General features: G+C 58.1%; 25 protein-coding genes. 10 read left to right on the plus strand and 15 right to left on the minus strand.

The features are described from left to right. The 5 genes from HX868_RS19855 to HX868_RS19875 all read left to right on the plus strand — a co-directional run. The coding region (locus tag HX868_RS19855) for an RHS repeat domain-containing protein (protein ID WP_177004131.1) at window positions 1-1,208 on the plus strand (1,208 nt) is incomplete at its 5' end. Between the two features lie 7 nt (window positions 1,209-1,215). Then, on the plus strand, window positions 1,216-1,575 hold the full coding sequence (locus tag HX868_RS19860; protein ID WP_177004132.1) for a hypothetical protein: 360 nt from the start codon (window positions 1,216-1,218) through the stop codon (window positions 1,573-1,575). 364 nt (window positions 1,576-1,939) lie between these two features. Continuing rightward, the gene (locus HX868_RS19865) at window positions 1,940-2,602 is read left to right on the plus strand and encodes a hypothetical protein (RefSeq protein ID WP_177004133.1); all 663 of its coding nucleotides are present in this window, start codon (window positions 1,940-1,942) and stop codon (window positions 2,600-2,602) included. Between the two features lie 61 nt (window positions 2,603-2,663). Beyond that, a complete protein-coding gene (locus HX868_RS19870) occupies window positions 2,664-3,047 on the plus strand; it encodes a hypothetical protein (protein WP_177004134.1) in 384 nt (127 codons plus the stop codon). A 110-nt stretch (window positions 3,048-3,157) separates the two neighbouring features. Continuing rightward, window positions 3,158-3,490 carry a hypothetical protein gene (locus HX868_RS19875; RefSeq protein ID WP_177004135.1) on the plus strand — a complete coding sequence of 111 codons (333 nt, stop codon included), beginning with the start codon at window positions 3,158-3,160 and terminating at the stop codon, window positions 3,488-3,490. A gap of 29 nt (window positions 3,491-3,519) precedes the next feature. Here the strand turns inward: HX868_RS19875 and HX868_RS19880 are convergent, their stop codons facing one another. Beyond that, entirely contained in the window at window positions 3,520-3,957 is a 438-nt protein-coding gene (locus tag HX868_RS19880; RefSeq protein WP_177004136.1) for a DUF3995 domain-containing protein, read from the minus strand. 93 nt (window positions 3,958-4,050) lie between these two features. Here HX868_RS19880 and HX868_RS19885 point away from each other — a divergent pair, with 93 nt between their 5' ends. Beyond that, complete coding sequence (locus HX868_RS19885) at window positions 4,051-4,440, plus strand: DUF2946 domain-containing protein (protein ID WP_016975551.1); 390 nt, start codon at window positions 4,051-4,053, stop codon at window positions 4,438-4,440. A 95-nt stretch (window positions 4,441-4,535) separates the two neighbouring features. Further along, entirely contained in the window at window positions 4,536-6,662 is a 2,127-nt protein-coding gene (locus HX868_RS19890; RefSeq protein WP_177004137.1) for a TonB-dependent receptor, read from the plus strand. Window positions 6,663-6,753: 91 nt separating this feature from the next. Here the strand turns inward: HX868_RS19890 and HX868_RS19895 are convergent, their stop codons facing one another. Beyond that, window positions 6,754-7,770 (minus strand): ABC transporter substrate-binding protein, encoded by a 1,017-nt coding sequence (locus HX868_RS19895; RefSeq protein ID WP_177004138.1) that lies wholly within the window; start codon window positions 7,768-7,770, stop codon window positions 6,754-6,756. A gap of 133 nt (window positions 7,771-7,903) precedes the next feature. Then, window positions 7,904-8,353, minus strand: coding sequence for a hypothetical protein (locus HX868_RS19900; RefSeq protein ID WP_050554011.1), 450 nt, complete (start codon window positions 8,351-8,353; stop codon window positions 7,904-7,906). 417 nt (window positions 8,354-8,770) lie between these two features. Here HX868_RS19900 and HX868_RS19905 point away from each other — a divergent pair, with 417 nt between their 5' ends. The 3 genes from HX868_RS19905 to HX868_RS19915 all read left to right on the plus strand — a co-directional run bounded on the left by HX868_RS19905 (window position 8,771) and on the right by HX868_RS19915 (window position 9,692). Continuing rightward, window positions 8,771-9,046 carry a hypothetical protein gene (locus HX868_RS19905; RefSeq protein ID WP_095015867.1) on the plus strand — a complete coding sequence of 92 codons (276 nt, stop codon included), beginning with the start codon at window positions 8,771-8,773 and terminating at the stop codon, window positions 9,044-9,046. Window positions 9,047-9,156: 110 nt separating this feature from the next. Then, the gene (locus tag HX868_RS19910) at window positions 9,157-9,387 is read left to right on the plus strand and encodes a hypothetical protein (RefSeq protein ID WP_010211011.1); all 231 of its coding nucleotides are present in this window, start codon (window positions 9,157-9,159) and stop codon (window positions 9,385-9,387) included. A 68-nt stretch (window positions 9,388-9,455) separates the two neighbouring features. Further along, window positions 9,456-9,692, plus strand: a complete 237-nt coding sequence (locus tag HX868_RS19915) for a DUF2789 domain-containing protein (RefSeq protein ID WP_038848516.1) — start codon at window positions 9,456-9,458, stop codon at window positions 9,690-9,692. Window positions 9,693-9,699: 7 nt separating this feature from the next. On the opposite strand, the gene HX868_RS19920 is transcribed toward HX868_RS19915, so the two are convergent. The 12 genes from HX868_RS19920 to iolB form a co-directional block, all read right to left on the minus strand. Beyond that, window positions 9,700-9,903 (minus strand): hypothetical protein, encoded by a 204-nt coding sequence (locus HX868_RS19920; RefSeq protein ID WP_034104418.1) that lies wholly within the window; start codon window positions 9,901-9,903, stop codon window positions 9,700-9,702. A 115-nt stretch (window positions 9,904-10,018) separates the two neighbouring features. Continuing rightward, on the minus strand, window positions 10,019-11,701 hold the full coding sequence (locus HX868_RS19925) for a methyl-accepting chemotaxis protein (protein ID WP_425504235.1): 1,683 nt from the start codon (window positions 11,699-11,701) through the stop codon (window positions 10,019-10,021). 93 nt (window positions 11,702-11,794) lie between these two features. Continuing rightward, window positions 11,795-12,199: a TraR/DksA family transcriptional regulator gene (locus tag HX868_RS19930; protein ID WP_010564800.1), complete on the minus strand. Its 405-nt coding sequence runs from the start codon at window positions 12,197-12,199 to the stop codon at window positions 11,795-11,797. Window positions 12,200-12,606: 407 nt separating this feature from the next. Beyond that, window positions 12,607-13,629 carry an ABC transporter permease gene (locus tag HX868_RS19935; RefSeq protein WP_016975559.1) on the minus strand — a complete coding sequence of 341 codons (1,023 nt, stop codon included), beginning with the start codon at window positions 13,627-13,629 and terminating at the stop codon, window positions 12,607-12,609. A gap of 26 nt (window positions 13,630-13,655) precedes the next feature. After that, complete coding sequence (locus HX868_RS19940; RefSeq protein WP_025999676.1) at window positions 13,656-15,209, minus strand: sugar ABC transporter ATP-binding protein; 1,554 nt, start codon at window positions 15,207-15,209, stop codon at window positions 13,656-13,658. A 64-nt stretch (window positions 15,210-15,273) separates the two neighbouring features. Beyond that, entirely contained in the window at window positions 15,274-16,203 is a 930-nt protein-coding gene (locus HX868_RS19945) for a sugar ABC transporter substrate-binding protein (RefSeq protein ID WP_177004140.1), read from the minus strand. A 48-nt stretch (window positions 16,204-16,251) separates the two neighbouring features. Further along, window positions 16,252-16,428 (minus strand): hypothetical protein, encoded by a 177-nt coding sequence (locus HX868_RS19950; protein WP_177004141.1) that lies wholly within the window; start codon window positions 16,426-16,428, stop codon window positions 16,252-16,254. Window positions 16,429-16,555: 127 nt separating this feature from the next. After that, window positions 16,556-17,584, minus strand: a complete 1,029-nt coding sequence (locus HX868_RS19955) for a Gfo/Idh/MocA family protein (protein ID WP_177004142.1) — start codon at window positions 17,582-17,584, stop codon at window positions 16,556-16,558. Window positions 17,585-17,738: 154 nt separating this feature from the next. Next, window positions 17,739-18,749, minus strand: coding sequence for a bifunctional inositol 2-dehydrogenase/D-chiro-inositol 1-dehydrogenase (gene iolG / locus HX868_RS19960; RefSeq protein ID WP_028615863.1), 1,011 nt, complete (start codon window positions 18,747-18,749; stop codon window positions 17,739-17,741). Between the two features lie 19 nt (window positions 18,750-18,768). Then, window positions 18,769-20,700, minus strand: a complete 1,932-nt coding sequence (iolD, locus tag HX868_RS19965; RefSeq protein ID WP_177004143.1) for a 3D-(3,5/4)-trihydroxycyclohexane-1,2-dione acylhydrolase (decyclizing) — start codon at window positions 20,698-20,700, stop codon at window positions 18,769-18,771. Window positions 20,701-20,710: 10 nt separating this feature from the next. Next, window positions 20,711-21,526 (minus strand): TIM barrel protein, encoded by an 816-nt coding sequence (locus tag HX868_RS19970; protein WP_177004144.1) that lies wholly within the window; start codon window positions 21,524-21,526, stop codon window positions 20,711-20,713. A gap of 29 nt (window positions 21,527-21,555) precedes the next feature. Continuing rightward, window positions 21,556-22,344 (minus strand): 5-deoxy-glucuronate isomerase, encoded by a 789-nt coding sequence (iolB, locus tag HX868_RS19975; RefSeq protein WP_177004145.1) that lies wholly within the window; start codon window positions 22,342-22,344, stop codon window positions 21,556-21,558. Window positions 22,345-22,347: the final 3 nt, after the last annotated feature.

The raw sequence follows: 22,347 nt of genomic DNA on the forward strand, positions 1-22,347 counted from the left end.
GCCTGATGATCCAAGGCGACCATCACTACGACTATGACGCCTTCGGCAACCTTATCCGCGAACGGCGTGGTAAAGGCCATCAACTCGTTACTGAATACAGCTACGACTGCCAGCACCGGCTGATCGGCCTTAAAAAACCCAACGGCCAGACTGCCAGCTATCGCTACGACCCGTTTGGGCGGCGGATCAGCAAAACCGTCGACAGCGTCACTACAGAGTTTTTCTGGCTCGGCGACAAACTCATCGCCGAACACCACGCGGAGCGCCACCGCAGTTATCTCTACGAACCGGACACCTTCCGCCCGCTGGCGCTGCTGGAAGGCTTTGGTCCAAAGGAAACCAAGCCCTACCACTACCAACTCGACCACCTCGGCACCCCGCAGGAACTTACCAACCCGGATGGAGAAATCGTCTGGTCAGCCCACTATCGCGCCTACGGCGAAATCAGCCGCCTCGACATAGGAAAAATCGACAACCCGCTGCGTTTCCAGGGCCAATACTTTGACCGGGAAAGCGGGCTGCACTATAACCGTCATCGCTACTACAATCCGGATATCGGTCGCTACCTGACGCCGGATCCGGTCAAGTTGGCGGGTGGGATTAACGCTTACCAATATGTGCCCAACCCTACGGGGTGGGTGGATCCGTTAGGGTTGAGCTCATGCCCTGGTGGAGATGGTTGCAAACAAGGCGCTACCTCTCAACGCTCTTCGCCAAGCGTCAACGTCGGAGAGCCCACTTTACCGCAACTGACACGGGCTAAGCGTCAGGAAAGAATTGATGAGCTTGCTGAGGCGAACGCATATAGGCGCCTAGACGAACTGGAGAAGGCAACGCCAGGAGCACACTTTCTAGAGAAACACGGAGCACAGACTACACTCGCGTCTCAACTCGAACGTTTGAACACCGCAAGAAACCCGACGACAGGAACTATTGAGCGTTACACATCTGGGCCGAACGTAGGGGAGCCTAAATATCCGCCCGCCGCAACGCATTATCTCAGTCACAGGGATCAGTTAAACTCGATATATCGAGCCCAGCTTATTTTTAGAAGAAATGGACTCGCAGCATCGCTACAACCTATGGACATGGGCAAAATAGTTGGTGAGGGATATTCCAAAACCAATATGGAATATAGTCAGCAGCGTAAAGCAAGAGTGATATTAAATAATCAAGGCAAACCGAAAACCGCATACACGGAGAAATGACTAAAAAATGACAAACAAGCCGAGCATGTCAATAATCCGTGGACTACTGTTCACCTACGACATTGAAAATACAGATGACTTTGAGCGAGAAAAACTCATCGCATCAAAGGACATAAATAACGAAAAAGAACTCATCGAGCTGTTTGATGAATTGACAAAGCCAGAGTTTGTAGATTACAGCAGGGCCGAGCAAGAGTGGTTCATTACCTCGATCACACACTACCTAGCTATAGGTGATGACTTTGATGAGATTTTTAAAAATATGGCAACCTATTTCAGCGCGCCTGTAACTAATCAGAGAAAATTCATACAAATTCTTTTGACTTGTTTAGAGCGGTATCACAACACGACCAAGTCTAAAAGTTGAACGCGAGCGCCCGAGCCCCTTTACAGCAACCCCGCTCGCCAAGGCAAATGAGCCCTCTGTGGCGAGCGAGCTTGCTCGCGCTGGGCCGCGCAGCGGCCCCACTCCAGACAATGGGGTTTTCAGGTGGATCGGCATCGCCTGTTCTTGGGCTGCTGCGCAGCCCAACGCAGGGCAAGCCTGCTCGCCACAGAAGCCTGCTCTTCACAGCCTTTTCACCGCAGGAAATACTCGACCAAATGAAAGGGGCCTCACCAGCAAAATGAGTGCTCCCCAAAATAATCACCGTTTCGACAACTCCATAATCATCCGGCTAAGCAAGTAAACCCGCGGCACCACACTCTCCACCATTTTAAGAGACAATAAAATGAACACCATGTATATAAATGAACTTGGTGTAAAACTATGGGAAAGCATACACCCGACCAATGATGCGAAATTCACCACTACGACGTTACTGGCTCACGACTTCAGCAGCGTATGGGAGTCATGGTTCAGCATAATGGATCAACTATCAGAAAAATGGCCTTTTAAAAGAGAGTGGACATCAACAACAGATGTAGACTTTAATTCGAAATCCGAAGAATTTTTATTCAAAAAAAATATCGCCAAAACACTAAATGCTGGGGATCTATGTAAAAAAAATGAAATAAGCAATATCTACTCCACAATTAAGAATCTCCCAACAAGCTTTAGAAAAATACAAAATCCTGTCTTTGAAGGATCACAGGATGCTATCTTAGTAGCTCAAGAGCTTGAAACTGAAATAGACGAACTCTGGCTCAAAATGACAATATTTGAAAAATTCATCACTCCCGAAAAAATCAGTATTTTCCTGGAGTCTCAAACCAATGTATTGCTATGCAGATTTTACGAGTCAGAAACACATGCCGCAGCTCAGATGATGTATAAAACCATCCACAAAAATGAAACCATTTTAGAAAAAACGAGAGACCAGTGTAAAAAAATAACAACCGAAGATATCCACCACTTCATAAACCGCACGAAACACTATAATAGCAGCCTGTAAAACCTCACCCCTACATGGTACAGCCAACACTACTAGCAAGGTCTCACAACCGGAAAAATAAATGAAGATACGAATCACCGAGATACTGTCTGATACGGAGACCTTACTTGTGAATTTTCACTCATCTGCTGGTAGCGGCAAAGCTGTGTGGGTAGGTGTCGAGCCAAAAACAGGTGATGAGATGGATGTAGAGTTTGGCCTAGATGAAACGTTCACCTGGGGCAAGAACCTCACGCCCTCCACAGGTAAAAGTCCCAATATTTCTCATATAAACGGTGTCACTCGAATAACAGCTGAGCTCATTCAAATCACAAACGAAAATTGTGCAGCACTGCAGTTCGGCGACTCTGTACTTTTAGTTGAGTTAGACGGTCCCACTACTCAAAAATCCGGCCGCGTTGATTTGAGGGCGATCAGACTCCTCCTATACCCCACTAACACGTAACCCACAAAGATAAGCGCCTACTCACCACAATGATCGTATTCACCACCAATAGGTAGAATGCAACGCGAATACAATGAAGCGACCCACTTTAATAAAAAGGTACACAAAAAATGAAAATAATCTGTACCCCACTCACCTTAGAGGCCATGCGTTTATTAGACGTAGACGACTGCCCAGAATCTTTACTTGAAAGCGTTACCCTCAACCCTGAAGAGTACAAACAACTTCTTCAATCAGGCGCGCTAGAAGCGATAAACACCACGCTTGGAAAAATAATCGACGATTACGAAGACGAGGCCATTTACAACCTTGCGGATCTCACAAAAACCGTAGAGATTCTCAACAACCATTTGACGCCCGAGAACTCATCCACCATGAGAAAAATAATCGATCTAAACACCCTTGCGATCAAAAACCGAACAGGCCTATTTTTTTTCTTCTAGCTTTTTTACAAACCCTGGATTAGTGCCCCTCACCCCCACGCCACCACCAACAACCCCACCCCCAACACCAGACACAACGGCGAATAAAAATACGTATCCAACCGCGCAAACCGCGACCCACCGACCTTCTTGAAAAACCCCACCAACTCCGAATCCCCAATCGCCCTGGCAAACATCACCAGCGCAATCGCGCTGATCCCCCACTGCAAGGCCCCGTGTGACACCGCCGAGAAATATAGCCCGGCCCGCAAACACACCATCAGCGCAATCGCCACCAACCCCAGGGCAACCAGAAACGTAGCCAGCGCGGAGGGTTTGAACGCCGGTTTCGGCCCGAGGGCGAACTCACCAGGCAGTTGGGGGATGGCAGCCTGGAAGCCGAGTTTGCCGCCCGCAGCCCAGTACAAATGCACCATGCTGATGAAGGTGAAAATGCCGACAATCCATCGCGCGACAACAAAGCTCATGGCTGGCTCTCCCTTAAAAGGTGCGAAAGAGGATAGTCGCCTGGAGATTTTTTGCAGGCATTTCGTCGGCGGCTGATGGTAAAGTGCCGCCCCATGAAAATCGCCCGTGCCGACCGCTCGCTCATTGCCTGGATGCTTTATTGCTGCGTCCTGTTCAATGTGTTCGCCTGCAGTATCGGTCATGGGCAGATGGTCGGGATGCAGCTCAATGGCATCGGCGGTCAGTTTTGTACAGTGGACCCGCGCACCCAGGCGCCCAAGCCGTCCAACTCCACTGAAGAGAACCTGCCAACGTTGTCCAAGGCGTTTGGTTGCCCGCTGTGTTCCACCGGCGGCATGGGCCCGGCGCTGAGTTCCAGCCTGAATGTGGCAGTACTGCCACAGCCCCATGCGCCACCGCCGGCCATTGTCCTGGCTGCTGACATCCCTGCCCGCTTCACCTGGCCTGCGGCTAATCCGCGCGCACCGCCTGCTTTCGCCTGATCCCTTCGCTTTCCAATCTGCACTGACCACCGTTTCCGCAAGGATGTACGGGCGGCTGTGCGTTGTTTTCAAGCCAAGTTTTTCAGGATTCAACCATGAAACATCTACCCCTGTTGGCGGGCCTGTTCGGCTGCCTGCCTGTCTGCGCCTGGGCCCTTGAGTTGGCCCCGACCACCATTGATGGCGAACAAACCGCCGAGCCTGGCCTGGCTCTGGACCAATCCAGCGGCATGGCCTCGCGCTTGGGTTTGAGCGTGCGCGAAACCCCGGCGTCGGTGGCTATCGCCAATCGCAATGACATCGAGCGCCACGGCGCCAAGACCTTTCGCGACGCTGCCAACACCTTGCCTGGCGTCAATGCCAGCGCCCCGCCAGGATTTGGCGGGTTTGTCTCCTACCGTGGGTTTACCAGCAGCCAGATCACCCAGATGTTCAACGGCATCAATGTGGCGACCGGCCTGGCCCGGCCAGTAGATGCATGGATCTATGACCGGGTGGAGCTGGTAGGCGGCCCCTCCTCCTTGATCAACGGCGCCGGCTCCGTGGGCGGTTCGCTCAACTACGTGACCAAGCTGGCCACCCGCGAGGAACAGGCCGCCGAAGGCCAGCTCACCTATGGCAGCTATGACACCGCCGGCATGGCGTTTGGCGTCAATCACGCCCTGACCGATCCCAGCGCCGAGGTGCAGCACTACGCGCGCCTGGATGTGAGCCGCAACACCAATCACAGCTACATCGACCGTGACCAACGCGAGGCCTGGAGCCTGGCGTTTTCCCTGCTCAGCGACCTCACGCCCAACCTGTCTCACACCCTGGCGCTGGAATACCAGGATGAGCATGAAGACAGCCCTTACTGGGGTACGCCGGTGCTCAACCCCAAGGTGGGCGAGCTGAAGATCGACAAGCACAACCGCTTCAACAACTACAACGTTGCTGACGGTCGCTACGAACAGCGCACGATCTGGGCGCGCTCGATCATCGACTACCGCCTCAACGACAGCACCACCCTGAAAAACACCCTCTACCACCTGGACAGCCAACGCGATTACCGCAACCTGGAAACCTACCAGTACAACGCCGACAACAGCGCCGTGAACCGCTCGACGGCCTATCAGGTACGCCATCAAGGCGAACAGAACGGCAACCAGTTCGAGCTGCGCCACGATGACAGTATGTTCGGATTGTCGACCACGTGGTCTGGCGGTTTCGAATACAAGGTCAACAGCACCACCAACACCCCGCTGAATGTGCCGGGCAACAGCAGCGTGGACCCGAACAACTACAACCCTGGACACTTCTACGACATCCCGCGAACCCGTGAAAAGTTCGGCAAGGACAAGACCAACGAGGTCACCACCAAGGCGCTGTTCGTGGAGAACCGCCTGGGGCTCACCGACAAACTCTCGCTGCTGACCGGCCTGCGTTACGACGCCATCGACCTGGACGTCACCAACCACCGTGCGATCACCACCACCAATCCCCGCCACTTCAAGCGCAGCTGGGAACCGGTAACCGGCCGCGTCGGCCTGACTTACCAGTTCATCCCGTCGGCCAATGTGTATGTGCAATACAGCACCGCCGCCGAGCAGCCGAACACCACCACGCAAGTGTTTGATGTTTCGACGGGCAAACAGTGGGAAGTGGGCAGCAAGTTCGATTACCTGGACGGCCGTGGCTCGGCCACCATGGCCGCGTACAAGATCGAGCGTAAGGATTTTGCCGTGACCGATCCGCAGGACCCGACCAACAGCATTCCGGTCGGGGCGCAGTCATCCAAAGGCATCGAGTTGGCCAGTTCGCTGCGCATCACGCCAAGGTTGATGGCGGAGGGTAACTTCGCCTGGGTCGACGCCGAGTACGACGACTTCAACGAGAAAATCGCCAGTGGCGCAGTGGTCTCGCGCAAAGGCAATACACCAACCAACGTGCCCAAGCGCGTGGGAAACCTGTGGCTGACCTATGATTTTGCCGAGGATTGGCAAGGGGGGGTGGATGCGCGTTATGTGGCCGAGGTGTACGCCGATAACGCCAACACCCAGACGGTGCCGGCCTACACGCTGTTCGGCACGTTCCTGCGCTATAAAGTGGACTCGCACACCTCGGTGACGGGCCGGGTACGCAACTTGACGAATGAGGTGTATGCCGAATTTGCGCATGTGTCGCCGGCGTATTACCTGGGCTCGCCAAGAACATTCGAGCTGGCAGTACAAACCAGGTTCTAAACACCTGAACGTAGGAGCCCGGCTTGCCGGCGATGGCGTTCTATCGGACACCATCGCCGGCAAGCCGGGCTCCTACAGTACATACGCAAGGTTATTTCAGGCTGGCTTCAACCTTCTGCGCCACATCCTCGGTCAACCAAGCCTTCCACACTTCCGGATGTTCCTTCAGAAACACCTGGGCCACTTCCCGTGGCGCCGTGTGATTCTCACTCATGGTCGCCAAGGCTTTGTTCAGCGGCTCAATCGGAAACTCGACCTTCTCGAAGAACTGCGCAATCTGCGGATGCTCCTTCTGGAACGGCGTCGACACCCCGATGCTCAACTTGGACGCCAGCGAGCGTGTTGGTTTCGGATCAGGATTATCCGCATCCGTCAGCGTCTTCCACGCCTCGGCATCAAACGGTGGCTCTTCCAGCTGGATCAACTTGTAGCGCCCCATCAACGGCGTCGGCGACCAGTAGTAGAACAGCACCGGTTTGCCCCGGCGGATCGATGAGGCGATCTCGGCATCCAGTGCCGCGCCCGAGCCGCTGCGAAAGTTTACATAGCTGTCGTCCAGGCCGTAGGCCTTGAGCTTCTGTTTGTTGACCACTTCCGAGGTCCAGCCGATGGGGCTGTTGAGAAAGCGCCCCTTACCCGGGGATTCCGGATCCTTGAACACGTCCTTGTAGCGCGCCAGGTCCTTCACGCTCTTGAGTTCCGGCGCGAGAGGCTTGATGCCTTTGGCAGGGTCACCCTTGACCACGTATTCCGGCACCCACCAACCTTCGGTGGCGCCTTTGACCGTATCGCCCAGGCCGACCACCTTACCCTCGGCTTCGGCCTTGACCCACACCGGGCTGCGGCCGGCCCACTCTTCGCCGATCACTTGGATGTCGTTCTTCGCCAGGGCGGTTTCCAGGGTAATGGTGGTACCAGGCAAAGTATCGGTGGGCAGGTCGTAGCCCTTTTCGACGATCACCCGCAGCACTTCGGTGATGAAGCTGCCGCTTTCCCAGTTCAAATCGGCGAAATGTACCGGAGCCTCGGCGGCCGAAACCGGCAATGTCGTCACTGACAGCCCCAGCGTCGCTAGGGACGCAGCCAACAGCGTTCTCAATCCTTTCATGCCCTTGCACCTCGCAATATCGCAGCCAATAGCGGACGGCTTTGCTGCGTAAGCGCGAAGCCTCTGAATAGTTAAGTCAACTCAACTGTAGTAGAGGTTCCGGGAGATAACGGGTGTTCGCGGAATTTGATGGTTATTCGCTGGCCTTGAAAGTCACCAGTTCACCCTTGCGCCATTTAGCGGCCTTGCCGGTCACGGCTTTCAGGGTTTTGGTCAGGCCTTCCTGCAGTTGTTCGTTGGCGGCAAACACCAGCATCACGCTGTGGCCCTCTTTGAACACGATGCCCTGGCCTTCGGCCGAGGACACAAAGGCGTAGTCGCCCAGGCCATAGACGGTCAACTTGATGTCGCGGAACTTCAGTTCAAACTTGCCACCTTCACGGCTGGGCAATACCGCTGCGCGAAAGTGATCACCGACCTTGAGCTCCAGGCGCGGCTTGTCATCCACGACCATCGCCGCCTCGGTGTCAATCTCGGCGATGTAGATGCCTTCCGGCGTCTGCTCAGTGATGTAAACAAAACGGGATTGAAACTGTTTGACCAACTTTGCGCGCAAATCACCCAGCACGAACAACGCGTGCATATCCAGATTACTGACTGCCAAGGAAACGCCCCCACATCAAAAAGAGCGCTGTCCGCCACAGCGGGCAGCACAAAAAACGGCCATTACGGCACGATCACATCACTCATTCTTTGAAAAAAACTGAAGAAGAACCCACTGGCGCGCCATAAGACTAGTACAGACGTACGCGATGGACTTTGTGCAAAGTCATCAGGCACCACAGGAGATCACAGGTTCAACAGCCCGGGAATACGGGCCGACCCACTTCAGAGAATAACCCAATTAAAAATGCAGTTTTCCGACGCACCCACACAAACAAACATACCTGGCATGGAACCAGGCGGGGCCTGAGGACGACAATACTAAAACAGCAGCACCAATCAAAACCACCCAAAACGTTGCAATCAAGTCAACCGGATCGATCGAAAGGAGCAGGCCATGCAACGATCAACCTACAATGCAATGTCTTCGCACACCCGTTCATCATGCCAGGGCGAGGCTCAATACTACCGCTTGGGCGCCTTCGAGGGGTACTCGGATTCGGTTCTTTACCAAGTCGTACCTGCCGGCAGAAACTTCTTCCATATCCGTGAAGTACTCAGCGGTCGAATAAAAGGCTTTCGTAGCGACCATGTCAAGGCCTGTGAACTGGCCAAAAAGCTTGAAGCCCAGTTGCAAGCTTCTCACGGAGCAGTCGTTTTGTCCGCCCGATAACTTAACTGCGCCGCCGACCCGCAACAACTGCCATACTGGCCCGTCCACTGAAGTTTGCGCCCTGCGGGCCAGGTTTCTCCAGTGCAGTTATCTCCAAGGGAAGGCTCTACGTGACGGAATTTGATATCGGCGAATTTTTCATCCATGGCGACGCAAGGGAAGTAGACGGTGAGTTCCAAGCAGTGATCATCATGCGGGCCAAGCCTCCGCTGACCACTGTCACCACCCACCAGGTGGAAAAAGACCGTTGGTTCAAAACCGTCGACGCGGCGGCCACCGCCGCAAAAGAGTCCGCCAAGGCCTTGAAGGCAGCGGTGGATTCCGGGGCACTTAATTCCTGATAATCCGATAGAACTCTGCTGCGCCACAACCCTCCCATGCATAACAACCACCCTGCATGGAGAACGATATGGACGCGCCAATTCCTACCCTTGAAACCCTGTTCGAACAATTGGGCCTGGATTCAACCCCGGACGCCATCGACGCCTTTATCGTCGCGCATCCCTTGCCTGAAGACGTGAAGCTGATCGATGCGCCGTTCTGGTCTGAACAGCAAGCGGCTTTTCTGAAAGAAGAGCTGCGCGAGGACGCTGAATGGGCGATTCCCGTGGATGAGCTGAATCAACGCCTGCATCAATCGCAATAGCCCCGTATCAATGCAGGCTGTCCGACTGCTCCAGGCGCAACAACGCCTGCCAGGCGGCCCTGCACTCCTCGGCCTCATCACGACTGGCGAAGGCTGTGCCGCGCTGCTCACCGTTGAGCAACACCACCCAGCAGGCCTTCTGGCCCAGCGCACGCAGGGTTGGGGGTACGCCACTGCCGATCATCACGGCAACATCGACTTTGTTTTGCATGGAGCTTCTCCGCAGCATTAGTTAGCTGGCTAACAATGTTGGCCATGCTACGGTTTTCTTCCAGTTGGAAAAAGCTATCCCCGGAATAGCTCCTTTGCATAAACAGCAATAATCCTTAGCGCCCAGCCTTCACTGCCTCGGGTTTATAGCCCAGGCGCAAGCCACCCCAGTGCCGGCCCTTGACTATGATCGGCACCGACAAGTCGTGCATCAGCTCGCCGGTGTCACGGGTATAGGTCTGCAGCAAAACCGCCTGCTGGTGGCTACCACAGCGAATCCCTGTACGGTCTTCAAACTTGCGCTTGGTGCGGTTCTGCACGGCATCCACCTGCACATCGCCGGTTAGCGCGTGGGAAAACGCCTTATTGTGCGTCGGCACATAGCCCTGCGGCGTGCAGGCAATAGCAAATACCAAGCCTTCATGCCGTGGCAACAGCGCCTCTTGGATCGCCGGCAACACCTGGTCGGTATAACCATCAAAGCGGGTGTGGTACTTGCTCGGGCTGGTGTTGGCGATCGGCGTGTAGCTGCGGTCGAACAGGTCATCCAGGCTGATGCGGTTCTGCTGCACATCGGCTTCGAATTGCGCGGCAATCCGGCTCGCACCTTCGCGCGCCAGGTCGTAGATACGCTGGTGGTAGTCGTCCAGCCCAACTTCCGCCAGGCGTTCGCTGATGGTTTCGGCCTGCCCTTCCATCTGCACGGCGGCGTCGGCTAACTGGCGGGTCTGCTGATCGCTGACAGCCAGGTCGCTGCGCATCTGTTCCACGGCATGGAACAAGCTGTCTAGCTGGGTGCGGTTGGTGTCGGTGCCCTGGGCGATCTCATTCACCTGGCCCTCCACATCGGCCGCCAGGCTGGCAATACTCTGCAGCTGCTCGCCGGCGTGCTCCACCTGCTCGACGCCGGTATGCAAGTCCGCCGATAACTGGCGAATCTGCTCCACCACTTGGGCGGTGCGTTGCTGGATGTCCGCCACCATCACCCCGACTTCATCGGTGGCCGTTGCCGTACGCCCCGCCAACCCACGCACCTCATCCGCCACCACCGCAAACCCGCGTCCATGCTCACCGGCCCGAGCCGCCTCAATGGCCGCGTTGAGTGCCAGCAGATTAGTCTGGCTGGCGATGGACTGAATCACCAAGGTCACCCGCTGGATTTCCTCACTGCGCAGGCTCAAGGCTTCAATCAGCTCACGGCTGGCGTTGGCGCGTTGGCTGAGCTGGTGCATGCGGGTGATCGACTGGGCCAGCACTTCGCGGCCTTCAGTGCTGCGTTGATGCGCCTGGCTGGCGGCGCCAAGCGCTTCGCGGCTCAGCTGGGAGGTGATCTTTTCAGTGCCGATCATCACCTCGGCACTGCTGACAATCTGCTTGGCCGCACCCAACTGCGACTGCACACGTGCCGCCAGTTGCTTGACCGAAAAGGCCACGCCGGCCGCGGACAACGCGTTATGACTGGTGGTGTAGGACAGGTCGCGAGTCAATTCGCCGATGGCATCGACGGCATCGGAAGATGCGATAACAGGTGTGCGACTTTTCAATCGAGGCAGCCAGATCACCAGCAGGGTCAGTGCCAGGCAAAGGTAGAGCGGCAGGCTGGCGAGCGCCAAGCCCAGCAGGACCAACACCAGGGCGGTGCTCTGCAACAGGGGCGTCAGCCAGCCGGGCAACCCGCGCGCCACCGCTTGCGGTGGCACTGCTGCGCCCATCAGAGATCCGTCTCCAGCCATCTTCGTTACCCCACTGCTTGTCATTATTGTCGCTGCATTAAACGCCACTATCGGGCCATTATCCATGGGCCTTTAGTGGGGTGGCTTGCAGCAGATCAATAGACGGGGTGTAACGGGTCTTTCCCGGGGAACCGCAGAGCGATCCCCCGCTTCACCGCATCAGGCTTGGCGCTGATGCTTGTCGATCTGCTCGTGGCGCTCTTGCGCTTCGATGCAGTACTTGGTGGTCGGGCTGATCAGCAGGCGCTTGAGGCCGATAGGCTCGCCGCTGTCATCGCACCAGCCAAAGGAGTCTTCCTTGATGCGCTCCAGTGCGCGCTCAAGCTGCGGCAGCATGCGCTGGTCGCGGTCGATGGCGTTGACCAGCCAGGTGCGCTCTTCTTCAACGGAAGCGGCGTCAGCCGGGTCGGCCGGGGTGTCCAGGCTTTCAATGGCGATACGGTTCTGTTCAATGCGCTCGTGGTGTTCGACTTTCATGTCTTGCAGCAACTGCTCGAAAAAAGCGTGCTGTTCGGCATTCATGTAGTCATCCGCCGGCATGGCCAGCAACTTTTCCTTTGTCATTGATTTCTCTATAAAAAATACGTGCATTAAGGCGAATAAGGGAGCGTTCCGGCCGACCTCTGCAGGTCTCGGAAGGGCGCCATCCATTTCAAGCGCCACCCGGCACTCAATTTACGAGGGGCGGCAGTCTAAGGCCGACTTGAGGGCGCAGCAACTGAAAAGACAGGCAATTTTTCCGAGATAACCCCCAAAAGCACCAGGACGGGCTCGGCGAATGGTCATCGGAGTGCGTTTATAGCAAGAAATTCAGTGTTGTGGAGCTATATAGAAGACAAACGGTTGAAACCTCACCCCCAACCGTAGGAGCGAGCTTGCTCGCGAAGAACGCAAGGGCAACGCGTTTAACCAGACACCGCGCGTTACCGTTGGCGTTTTTCGCGAGCAAGCTCGCTCCTACAGGGACGCCTTCAGCGTTTGAGCTTGCGCTTGTTGCGATACTGGTCGATCACCACCGCCACCACGATGATCAGGCCCTTGATGATGTCCTGGATGTACGCATCCACACCGACAAAGGTAAACCCGCTGGCCATCACCCCAAGGATCAGCGCGCCGATCACGGTGCCGGTGATGCGCCCTACCCCGCCCGCCAGGCTGGTGCCGCCGATCACAGCGGCGGCAATCGCATCCAGCTCATAGGACATGCCCATGCCGGCCTGGCCGGTGGCTGCACGTGCCGAGGCCACTACACCGGCCAGGCCAGCCAAGAGACCGGCGATGCTGTACACGATGATCAAGTGGCGCTTGACGTTGATCCCTGAGGTACGCGCTGCCTGCATGTTGCCGCCAATCGCGTAGGTGTACTTGCCGTACTTGGTGTAGCGCAGGGCGATATGGAAGATCACCGCCACCACCAGGAAGATGATCACCGGCATCGCGCCATGGCCGATGGCCGTGTACGAGTCCGAGAGCATGCTTACCGGCTGGCCTTCGGTGTAGTAACGCGCCAGGCCACGGGCCGAGACCATCATGCCCAGGGTGGCAATGAACGGTGGGATGCCGGTGACGGCGATGATGCTGCCGTTGATCGCTCCCGCCAGCAGCCCGACACCCAGCCCCATCGCCACCGGGATCCACACCGGCAAGTCGGTCAGGCTCGGGAATACCGCCCGGGAAAAATCGGAAGTCTGGGCCAAACTCGCGGCGATCATCGCCGACAACGCCAGCACCGACCCGGAGGACAGATCAATCCCCGTGGTGATGATGACCTGGGTCACGCCAATTGCCAGCAGGCCGATGATCGACACTTGCAGGATCATCAGCACCAGGCGCTGGGAGTTCATCAGGAAACTCTGGTCCCGTACGATCCAGCCAAACAGCTCGAAAACCAGGCCGATGCCGATCAGCACCAGGAAGATGCTCAGCTCGGTGGGCATGCGTCGGCGACTTTTGGTGGGTACCGTCGCGGGTTTGTTATCCGTTATTGCGTTCATAGCCCATCACCTTCTTATTCTGTGCGTCAGTGGACTGCCGTCATCCCGGAGGCCAACTGCATGACTTTTTCCTGGGTCGCTTCGCTGCGGTCCAGGGTGCCCATCAACTCGCCTTCATGCATCACCATGACCCGGTCGCTCATGCCCAGCACTTCGGGCAATTCGGAGGAAATCATGATCACGGCCATGCCTTCGCTGGCGAGGAATGAAATCAATCGGTAGATCTCGGCCTTGGCGCCCACGTCGATGCCACGGGTAGGTTCATCGAGGATCAGCAGTCGCGGGTTGGTCATCAGCCAGCGCGCCAGCAAGGCCTTCTGCTGGTTACCACCGGACAAAGTGTCGATGCATTGTTCAAGGGACGGGGTTTTCACCCGCAGCTTCTTGCACATGTCTTCGCACAGCGCACGCAGGGCTTTCTGTTGGATAAAACCGTTGCCGGTGTAGTGCGGCAGCACCGCCATTTCCATGTTTTCCAGCACCGACAGGCACGGGAACAGGCCACTGAGCTTGCGATCCTCGGTCAACAGCGCAAAGCCCTTTTCGATGGCCATGTGCGGATCGGTGATGCGCACTGCCTTGCCATCCAGGGTGATCTGGCCGCTGCTGCTGGGCGTGATGCCAAAAATGGTTTCTGCCACGTTGGTACGGCCCGAGCCCATCAGCCCGGCGATACCGAGGATTTCACCGGCGTGCAGGTCGAACGACACGTCCTTGAACACGCCGTCCAGTGTCAGGTCGCGCACCGTCAGCAACAGGTCACCGATGGGCGTCTCGCGTACCGGGAACAACTGGCTCAGCTCACGGCCGACCATCATCGAGATCAGGCTGTCGCTGTTCATGCTGTCGGCACGTTGCAGGCCGATGTAGTGGCCGTCGCGGAACACCGCCACTTCATCGGCGATGGCGAACACTTCGTTCATTTTGTGGGTGATGTAGACGATGCCTTTGCCCTGGGACTTGAGGTCGGCAATGATCGAAAACAGGTGGGCCACTTCCTTTTCGGTAATGGCCGACGTCGGTTCATCCATGATCAGGATGTCGGAGTCGTAGGACACCGCCTTGGCAATCTCGACCATCTGCCGCTCGGCGATGCTCAGGTTGCCCACGTGTTCCTCAGGGTCCAGGTTGATGCGCAGGCGCGCCAGCAACTCGGCGGTGCAGCGGTGCATTTCGCGGTGGTTGACCATGTGCAGACTGTTGAGCTGCTCGCGGCCAATCCAGATGTTCTCGGCGATGCTCATGTGCGGCATCAGGTTGAGTTCCTGGTGGATCATCGCGATCCCGGCCTTCTGGGCCGCCAGCGGTGTTTCAAACACGATCGGCTTGCCACGCAGGCGGATTTCCCCAGCGTCGGGCTGGTAGATGCCGGCGATGATTTTCATCAGCGTCGACTTGCCCGCACCGTTCTCGCCCATCAGCGCCAGCACGGTGCCGGGGCGCACCCGCAGTTGCACGTCGGCCAGGGCCACGACGCCGGGAAAGCCTTTGCTGATGTTGACGATTTCCAGCAGGTAGGGTTCTTCCAGCGGCTGAGGCTGAAGACCGGGAGGCTGCGAGACAGTCGCTTGAGCGAGCATAGGGAGGTACTCCATCTGCAGGGCGGCCAAGACCGCCCTGCCGGCTTATTGTTGTTATGCAGGGCTATTTGAAGTCTTTGACGTTGTCCGGGGTGATCAGCTGGAACGGGATCACCACGTTCTGCTCGATAGGCTCGTTCTTGGCCATCTTGCGTGCCGTTTCCACCGACTTGTCCGCCTGACCTTTGGCGTCCTGGAAGGCCGACACGGTCATGTCACCCTTGGTGATCGCATTCAGGCCATCCGGCGTACCATCGACCCCGGCAATCAACACGCCCTTCTTGCCCGCCGATTTGAGGGCCATGGCGGCGCCGATCGCCATCTCATCGTTGTTCGACAGCACGGCCTGGAAGTCGCGGCCTTGGGTCAGCCAGTCGTTGACCAGGGTCATGCCCTTGTCACGCAGCCAGATACCGGTCTGTTCCTGCTCGATCTTGATGCCTGGGTACTTAGTCAGGACTTCCTTCACACCCTTGGTACGGTTGGTGGTGGAGTTGTTTGCCAAGTCGCCCAGCAGGATCACGATGTTGCCTTTGCCGCCAAGCTTTTCGGCGATGTACTGCATCTGCAGCTTGCCGGCCTCGACGTCGTCGGACGTCACCGCCGCGACACCAGGGGCCAATGTCGCGCTGTCCGGACGACGGTTGACGAACACCAGCGGGATTTTCGCCGCGGTGGCCGCTTTGATGATATTTGCGGTCGAAGCGGTATCCACCGGGTTGACGATGATCGCGTCGACTTTCTGGCTGATAAAGTTCTCGACCTGGCTCAGTTGCTTGACCACGTCGGCACGCGCGTCTTCGAACTGCAATTGCACGCCATCGCCCTTGGGATAGGACTTGGCCTGCTTGTCCATGTCTTCGCGCAGGTAGGTCAGGAAGGTGTCATCGAAGGCGGACATGCTCACGCCTATCTTGAGGTCAGCAGCCGAGGCAACACCGCTGGCGAGCAGTATGGACAGGGCCAGCGCGGTAAAACGGATCGGGGTCTTCATGAACGGTCTGTCTCCACTTTCTTGTTGGTTTTTTGGACGTTGCGTTTATCAGAGCTCGGCAGGCAGCCGGACGACCGGTGCGCCGGGAATGCAGCACACCAGCGCGCCTTTGTTTTCGACGCACAGCACATTAAGGAAGGAGAAGTAGAACGGCCGGGCGCGGGGCAGACCGCGTGGCGCTTTAGCAGGGCGTAAAACTCGCAGTACAGCGTTGAAGATTTTCATCTGACGGTACCTGGTTGTTTTTGATCTTGTTTTTGTTGAGTCGCGCGGGTCGAGCCCGAACGTACTTTATGCAACCTGGAAAAGACTTTATTGGAAAATAATTTCCATATCAACCTGTTTTAGAATTTTATTCTATTTTTGTTGAAACCACCTGCTGACGCTCGGCGCTGAGGCGTGCGGCGTCCAATATACGGGTGGTTTCCAGGGCGTCATAGGCGTCCACCGGCAAGGGTCCCTGCCCTTGCACCGCCAATTGCAACTGCCGATAGAACTGCGTCCAGCAGCCCTTCTCCGAGGGTACTCGCTCACGCTCCGCACCTTGCTCGAACCAGCCCCAGCGTCGATGCTCTTCGGCGCCCCAGTGTTCGCCTTCGGTTTTCGGCGATTTGCCGGCCATTAGCGCCTCTTCCTGGCCGTCCAGGCCTTCGACGGTGTAGCAACCTGCGCTGCCACTGACGCGAAAACGCGGTGCCTGGCTGTTTTGCAAGGCGTTGCCCCACAGATGGGAGATCACGCCATTGGCGTGGGTCAGGGAGACAAAGAAACCGTGATCCACCGTGGGGTGTTCGGCGGTGTAGTGCAGTTGGGCGAACACTCGATCTACCGGGCCGAACAGTTGCAACGCCTGGTCGACCAAATGGCTGCCCAGGTCGCGCAGCCAGCCACCACCGCTGGCGTTGCCCACGGCGTGCGGGCTGTAGCGTTCCACGCGGGACTCAAAGCGGGTGATCTTGCCCAGGGCGCCGGCGTCGATGAGCTTGCGCAGGGTCAGATAGTCCGAATCCCAGCGCCGGTTTTGGTACACGCTGAGCAGCGTGCCCTGGCGCTCGGCGGCGGTGATCAGCGCCTGGGCCTGCTCGGCATTGGCGGCAAAGGGTTTGTCACTGACCACGGTAACGCCGTGTTCGATAGCTTCCAGCACCAGGGCCGGGCGGCCTTTGAGGGTGGTGGAAATGACCAGGGCGTCGACACCCGCCTCGACGATCTGGCCGATGGAATCGAAAGCCTTGAGACCGGGATGGTCAGTCGCCAACTGCTGGCGGCGTTCAGGTGAGCGAGTAACGACGCCGACAAACGTAGCGCCGGGCAGTGTTGCAATCAGCGGCGCATGAAAGAAGCGCCCTCCGTGGCCGTAGCCGACTAGTCCAATTCGCATACATACACTCCTTACTTGAACTGCAAACCCAATCAAAACTGTAGGAGCCGGCTTGCCGGCGATGGCGGTGCATCAGGACACACCTTTAAATTTGATAGACCGCTATCGCCGGCAAGCCGGCTCCTACAGGGTGCGGGGGTTGCCCGGGATTGGGTTAGCCGTAGAAGTGCGGACGATCCGGCAAACTCACCTTCACAATCTGCTCACTGTTCTGCGCCTCGATGCACGCATCCGCCGCCACCGCCGCCGCAAAGCCATCCCACGCCGACGGCCCGCCGACCTGGCCGGCACGTACGCTGTCGATAAACGCCTGCAACTCCACGTCATAGGCGCCGATAAACCGGTCCTTCCAATCCATCAGGATCGCGTTGGACAGCTTCGCTTCACTGCGCAGTTGCACCTGGGACGGCTCCGGCAGCTTGGCGATGCCGGTCTCCCCCACCACTTCGCACTGGATGTCATAGCCGTACTGGCAGTTCACAAACACTTCCACGTCGATGCGCGTGCCCTTGGCGGTTTCCAGCAGCACGATCTGCGGGTCGCGCAGGTGGGCCAGGGCCTTGCTGGATTTGCGCGGGAACACCACTTGCACCGACACATAGTCGTCGTTGAGCAGCCAGCGCAACACATCCAGCTCGTGGATCAGGGTGTCGGTGATCGCCATGTCGGTCTTGTAGTTCTCGCCCACCGTCGGGTTGCGGTGCGCGCAGTGCAGCATCAGTGGCTCGCCGATCTGGCCGCTATCGATCACCGCTTTAAGGGCGCGATAGCCTTCATCGTAAGGGCGCATGAAACCGACCTGCACCAGGCGTTTGCCGAAGGCCACTTCGGCATCGACGATCTTGCGGCAGCCTTCGGCGGTGACCGCCAGCGGTTTTTCGCAGAACACCGGCTTGCCGGCGGCGATGGCGGCCAGCACGAACTCTTCGTGGCTCGGCCCCCAGGAGGTGACAAGTACCGCTTCGACTTCCGGGGAGTTGATCAACGCATGGCCGTCGGCGTACACCTCGGCGCTGATATTCAAGTCAGCCACCACCTTGGCGGCCTGCTCCAGGTTGATGTCGGTTACCGCCACCACCTGGCTGTTGAGCAAGGTCTGGCTGCAACGACGGATATGGTCCCGGCCGATAGCGCCTGTACCGATGACACCGAGCTTCAAAGACATACAAACACTCCTCTTGTGATTAGTACTGCCGGGCCTTCGCCAGGTGTTCATTGAGTTTTTTCGCGGCGGCATTTGTGCGTTCGCTGGTGGAGACCTGCGCCACGCCCACCCGCCACCACGACAGGTAGCCGTGGATCATGGTTTTGGGCAGCACCTTGATATCGATCAGCGTGGACACCGTCTGCGTACGCGCATCGGCCAGCGCGGCTTGCAGCTGTTCCACGCTGCTGACCTTGTAGGTCTTGCAGCCATAGGCAGCTGCGCTCATGGCAAAGTCCACCGGCACCAGGCCGCCATCGAGCTTGCCGCTCTCAGGGTTGCGGAAGCGGAATTCGGTGCCGAAGCTGTCCATGCCATTGCCGATCTGCAGGTTGTTGATGCAGCCGAACGCCATGTTGTCGAGCAGCACCACATTGATCTTGCGCCGCTCCTGAATCGAGGTAGCCAGCTCCGAGTGCAGCATCATGTAGGAGCCATCGCCGACCAGGGCGTAGACCTCTTTGCTCGGCTCGGCGAGTTTCACGCCGAGGGCGGCGTTGATCTCATAGCCCATGCAGGAATAGCCGTACTCGACGTGGTAGGTGTTGACGCCCTTGCTGCGCCAGGCGCGCTGCAGGTCGCCGGGCAGGCTGCCGGCGGCGGCGACGATGATGGCGTCGTCGGCCAGGGTTTCATTCAATACACCCAGCACGCGGCTTTGGGTCAGGCACGAGCCGGTCAGCTCGATAAATTCACGCAGCACCGCGCGGTCCAGGTGGTCGTCGACCTCAGGCACAAAACCGTCGCCGGCATATTCGACCTGATGCACACGGTCCACTTCGGCCTCCAACTGCGCCTTGGCCTCGCTGATCTGCTCGCCCCAGCCGGAACGGTAATCGCCGAGGGCATCTGCCAGTGCCTCCAAGGCGGTCTGCGCGTCGGCCAACACCTGCACACCATCCAGTTTCAAGGCATCGCAGGGGCTGATGTTGAGGTTGAGAAACTTGACTTCGGCGTGCTTGAACAACGACTTGGATGAGGTGGTGAAGTCGGTGTAGCGCGTGCCGACCCCGATGATCAGGTCCGCCTCGGGCGCCAGCAGATTCGCCGCCAGGCAGCCGGTTTCACCGATCCCGCCGACGTTCAGCGGATGGCTGGAAACCACGGCGCTCTTGCCCGCCTGGGTTTCCGCGAAGGGAATCTCAAAGCGTTCGGCAAAAGCTTGCAGCGCGGCATTGGCGCCGGAGTACTTCACCCCGCCACCGCAGATGATCAGCGGCTTGCGCTTGCCGCGGAACGCCGCCAGTGCATCACTGATCATCGCAGCCGTGGCCGGGCGACGGTCGATGCGGTGCACGCGTTTCTGCAGGAAATAATCCGGATAATCCCAGGCCTCGGCCTGCACATCCTGGGGCAATGCCAAGGTCACCGCGCCGGTCTCGGCCGGGTCGGTCAGCACGCGCATGGCGTGGATGGCGGCGGTCATCAACTGCTCGGGGCGGTTGATGCGGTCCCAGTATTTGCTCACCGAGCGGAAGGCATCGTTGGTGCTGATGCTCAAGTCGTGGAACTGCTCGATCTGTTGCAGCACCGGGTCAGGCTGGCGGCTGGCGTACACATCGCCGGGCAACAGCAACAACGGGATACGGTTGGCCGTGGCGGTCGCGGCGGCGGTGAGCATATTGGCAGCGCCCGGGCCTACGGAAGCCGTACACGCGTAGATCTTGCGGCGCAGGTGCTGCTTGGCGAAACCGATGGCGGCGTGGGCCATGCCCTGCTCGTTGCGGCCCTGGTGCACCACCAGGTCGCCGGCGTCCTGTTCCAGGGCCTGGCCCAGGCCCAGCACATTGCCGTGGCCGAAAATCGTGAACACCCCGGCGACGAACTTGCTCTGTACGCCATCGACTTCGATGTATTGGTTATCCAGGAACTTCACCAGGGCCTGGGCCATGGTCAGTCTTGTTGTGGTCATCTCGCGCCCCTTATCGTTTCTGCAGGTGGGCGATGCTTGCCCCCAACGCCTGCTGGATATCCGCCAATGCATGCACGCTCTCGGCAAACGGTTCGAACGACAGGTAGCCGCTGTAGCCGGTGCTGAGCAAGGTGTCGATCTGCGCGGCGTTGCCCAGGATGTCGCCCTCGCCCACCAGCACGCGGTGGCCGTCGCGAATCGAACCGAGCGGCGCCTCGCTATCTTCCACGCCGGAGATATGCACCAGCCCGGTCAACTCCGGGAAGAACTCATGTTCACTGGCCAGGTGATGATGGAAGGTGTCGTGCACCAGGCGGAACACATCCAGACCGCCGATGGATTTGATCGCCTCCACCGCCACGCGCTTGCGCCGCAGGGCACATTCCTCAAAACCCAAGGGCTCGATAAAGCCGAGAATCCCGTAGTCGCGCAGGATCGGCGCCAACTCGCTCAAGGCCGTGCGCAAACCGGCGGCACGCTGGGCTTCGTTGCGCGTGTCGCCCGCCTCATTGAGCGGGCACATCACCAGGCCCTGGGCCCCGCACTCACGGGCGTAGGTCGCCAGTGTGATCGCCTGGGCCCGACGCTCGTCGTTCCACACATCAAAAGGGTACAGCGCGTTGATCGACAGCACGCTGATGCCCTGCACCGCGCACAGTTCACGCACACGGCTGGCCGGGGTGCCGAATTCGATCTGCTTGTCGGCCAGGTCGTTGCGAATCTCGATCGCATCGCACTTGAGCGTTACGGCCAACTGGATGAAATCCGGCAGGGACAGGTTGGGAGCTACCATGCGGTTAAGGGCGAAACGTAGAGGCGACTTCATTTATTGTTGTTCTCCGTCCAAACCGCTGATTAAAGGTCCAGCAGCCAACTGTGCTGCGGGTCGTTGTGGAAATGCCAGGCACGCTTGGGGCCGGCCATCACGTTCAGGTAATAGGATTCGTAGCCATAGGGCACGCTGACTGGGTGATAACCCTTGGGCACCACCACCAGGTCGCTGTTTTCCACGGCCATGGCCTGGTCGATGCTGCGGTCGTCGGTGTAGACGCGCTGGAACACGAAGCCCTGGGGCGGGTTGATCTGGTGGTAGTAGGTTTCTTCCAGGAAGCTCTGGTGCGGCAGGTCGTCGGTATCGTGCTTGTGCGGCGGGTAGCTCGATGAATGCCCGGACGGCGTACGCACTTCCACCACCAGCAGCGAATGGGCCGGCTCGCTGTCGGGCAGGATGTCGCACACGTAGCGGGTGTTGGCGCCCTTGCCACGCACGCTGCGCTTGCAGTTTTCGGGGCGAATCAGCCGCGGTTCGTAGCCGTCGCTGCCAGGCGCGGCGCACACGGCAATCTGCACGTCGCTCAACGCCGTGACCTGGGCATCGGTGCCCGGTGGCAAGTAGGCGGCGAACGGCGATTTGTCTTCAAACACCGATTGGCGATCACCCAGGTTCTGCCAGTTGAAGCCTTCGCCTTCGATGTTCACCCGGCCGCTGAGCAGCACCAGGCACAGTTCTTTATCACCGGCACTGACCGGCAGGGTTTCCCCCAGGCTCAGGCGGTAGGCAGAAAAACCCACGTACTCCAGGCGCCCGGCTTCCAGGGCGACCATGGTCTGGCCGCGTTTGCTGCTTTTGACCAACAAGCTCATCAC

Origin of the sequence: Pseudomonas reactans, from assembly GCF_013385825.1 — a bacterium.
Taxonomy (GTDB): Bacteria; Pseudomonadota; Gammaproteobacteria; order Pseudomonadales; family Pseudomonadaceae; genus Aquipseudomonas; species Aquipseudomonas reactans.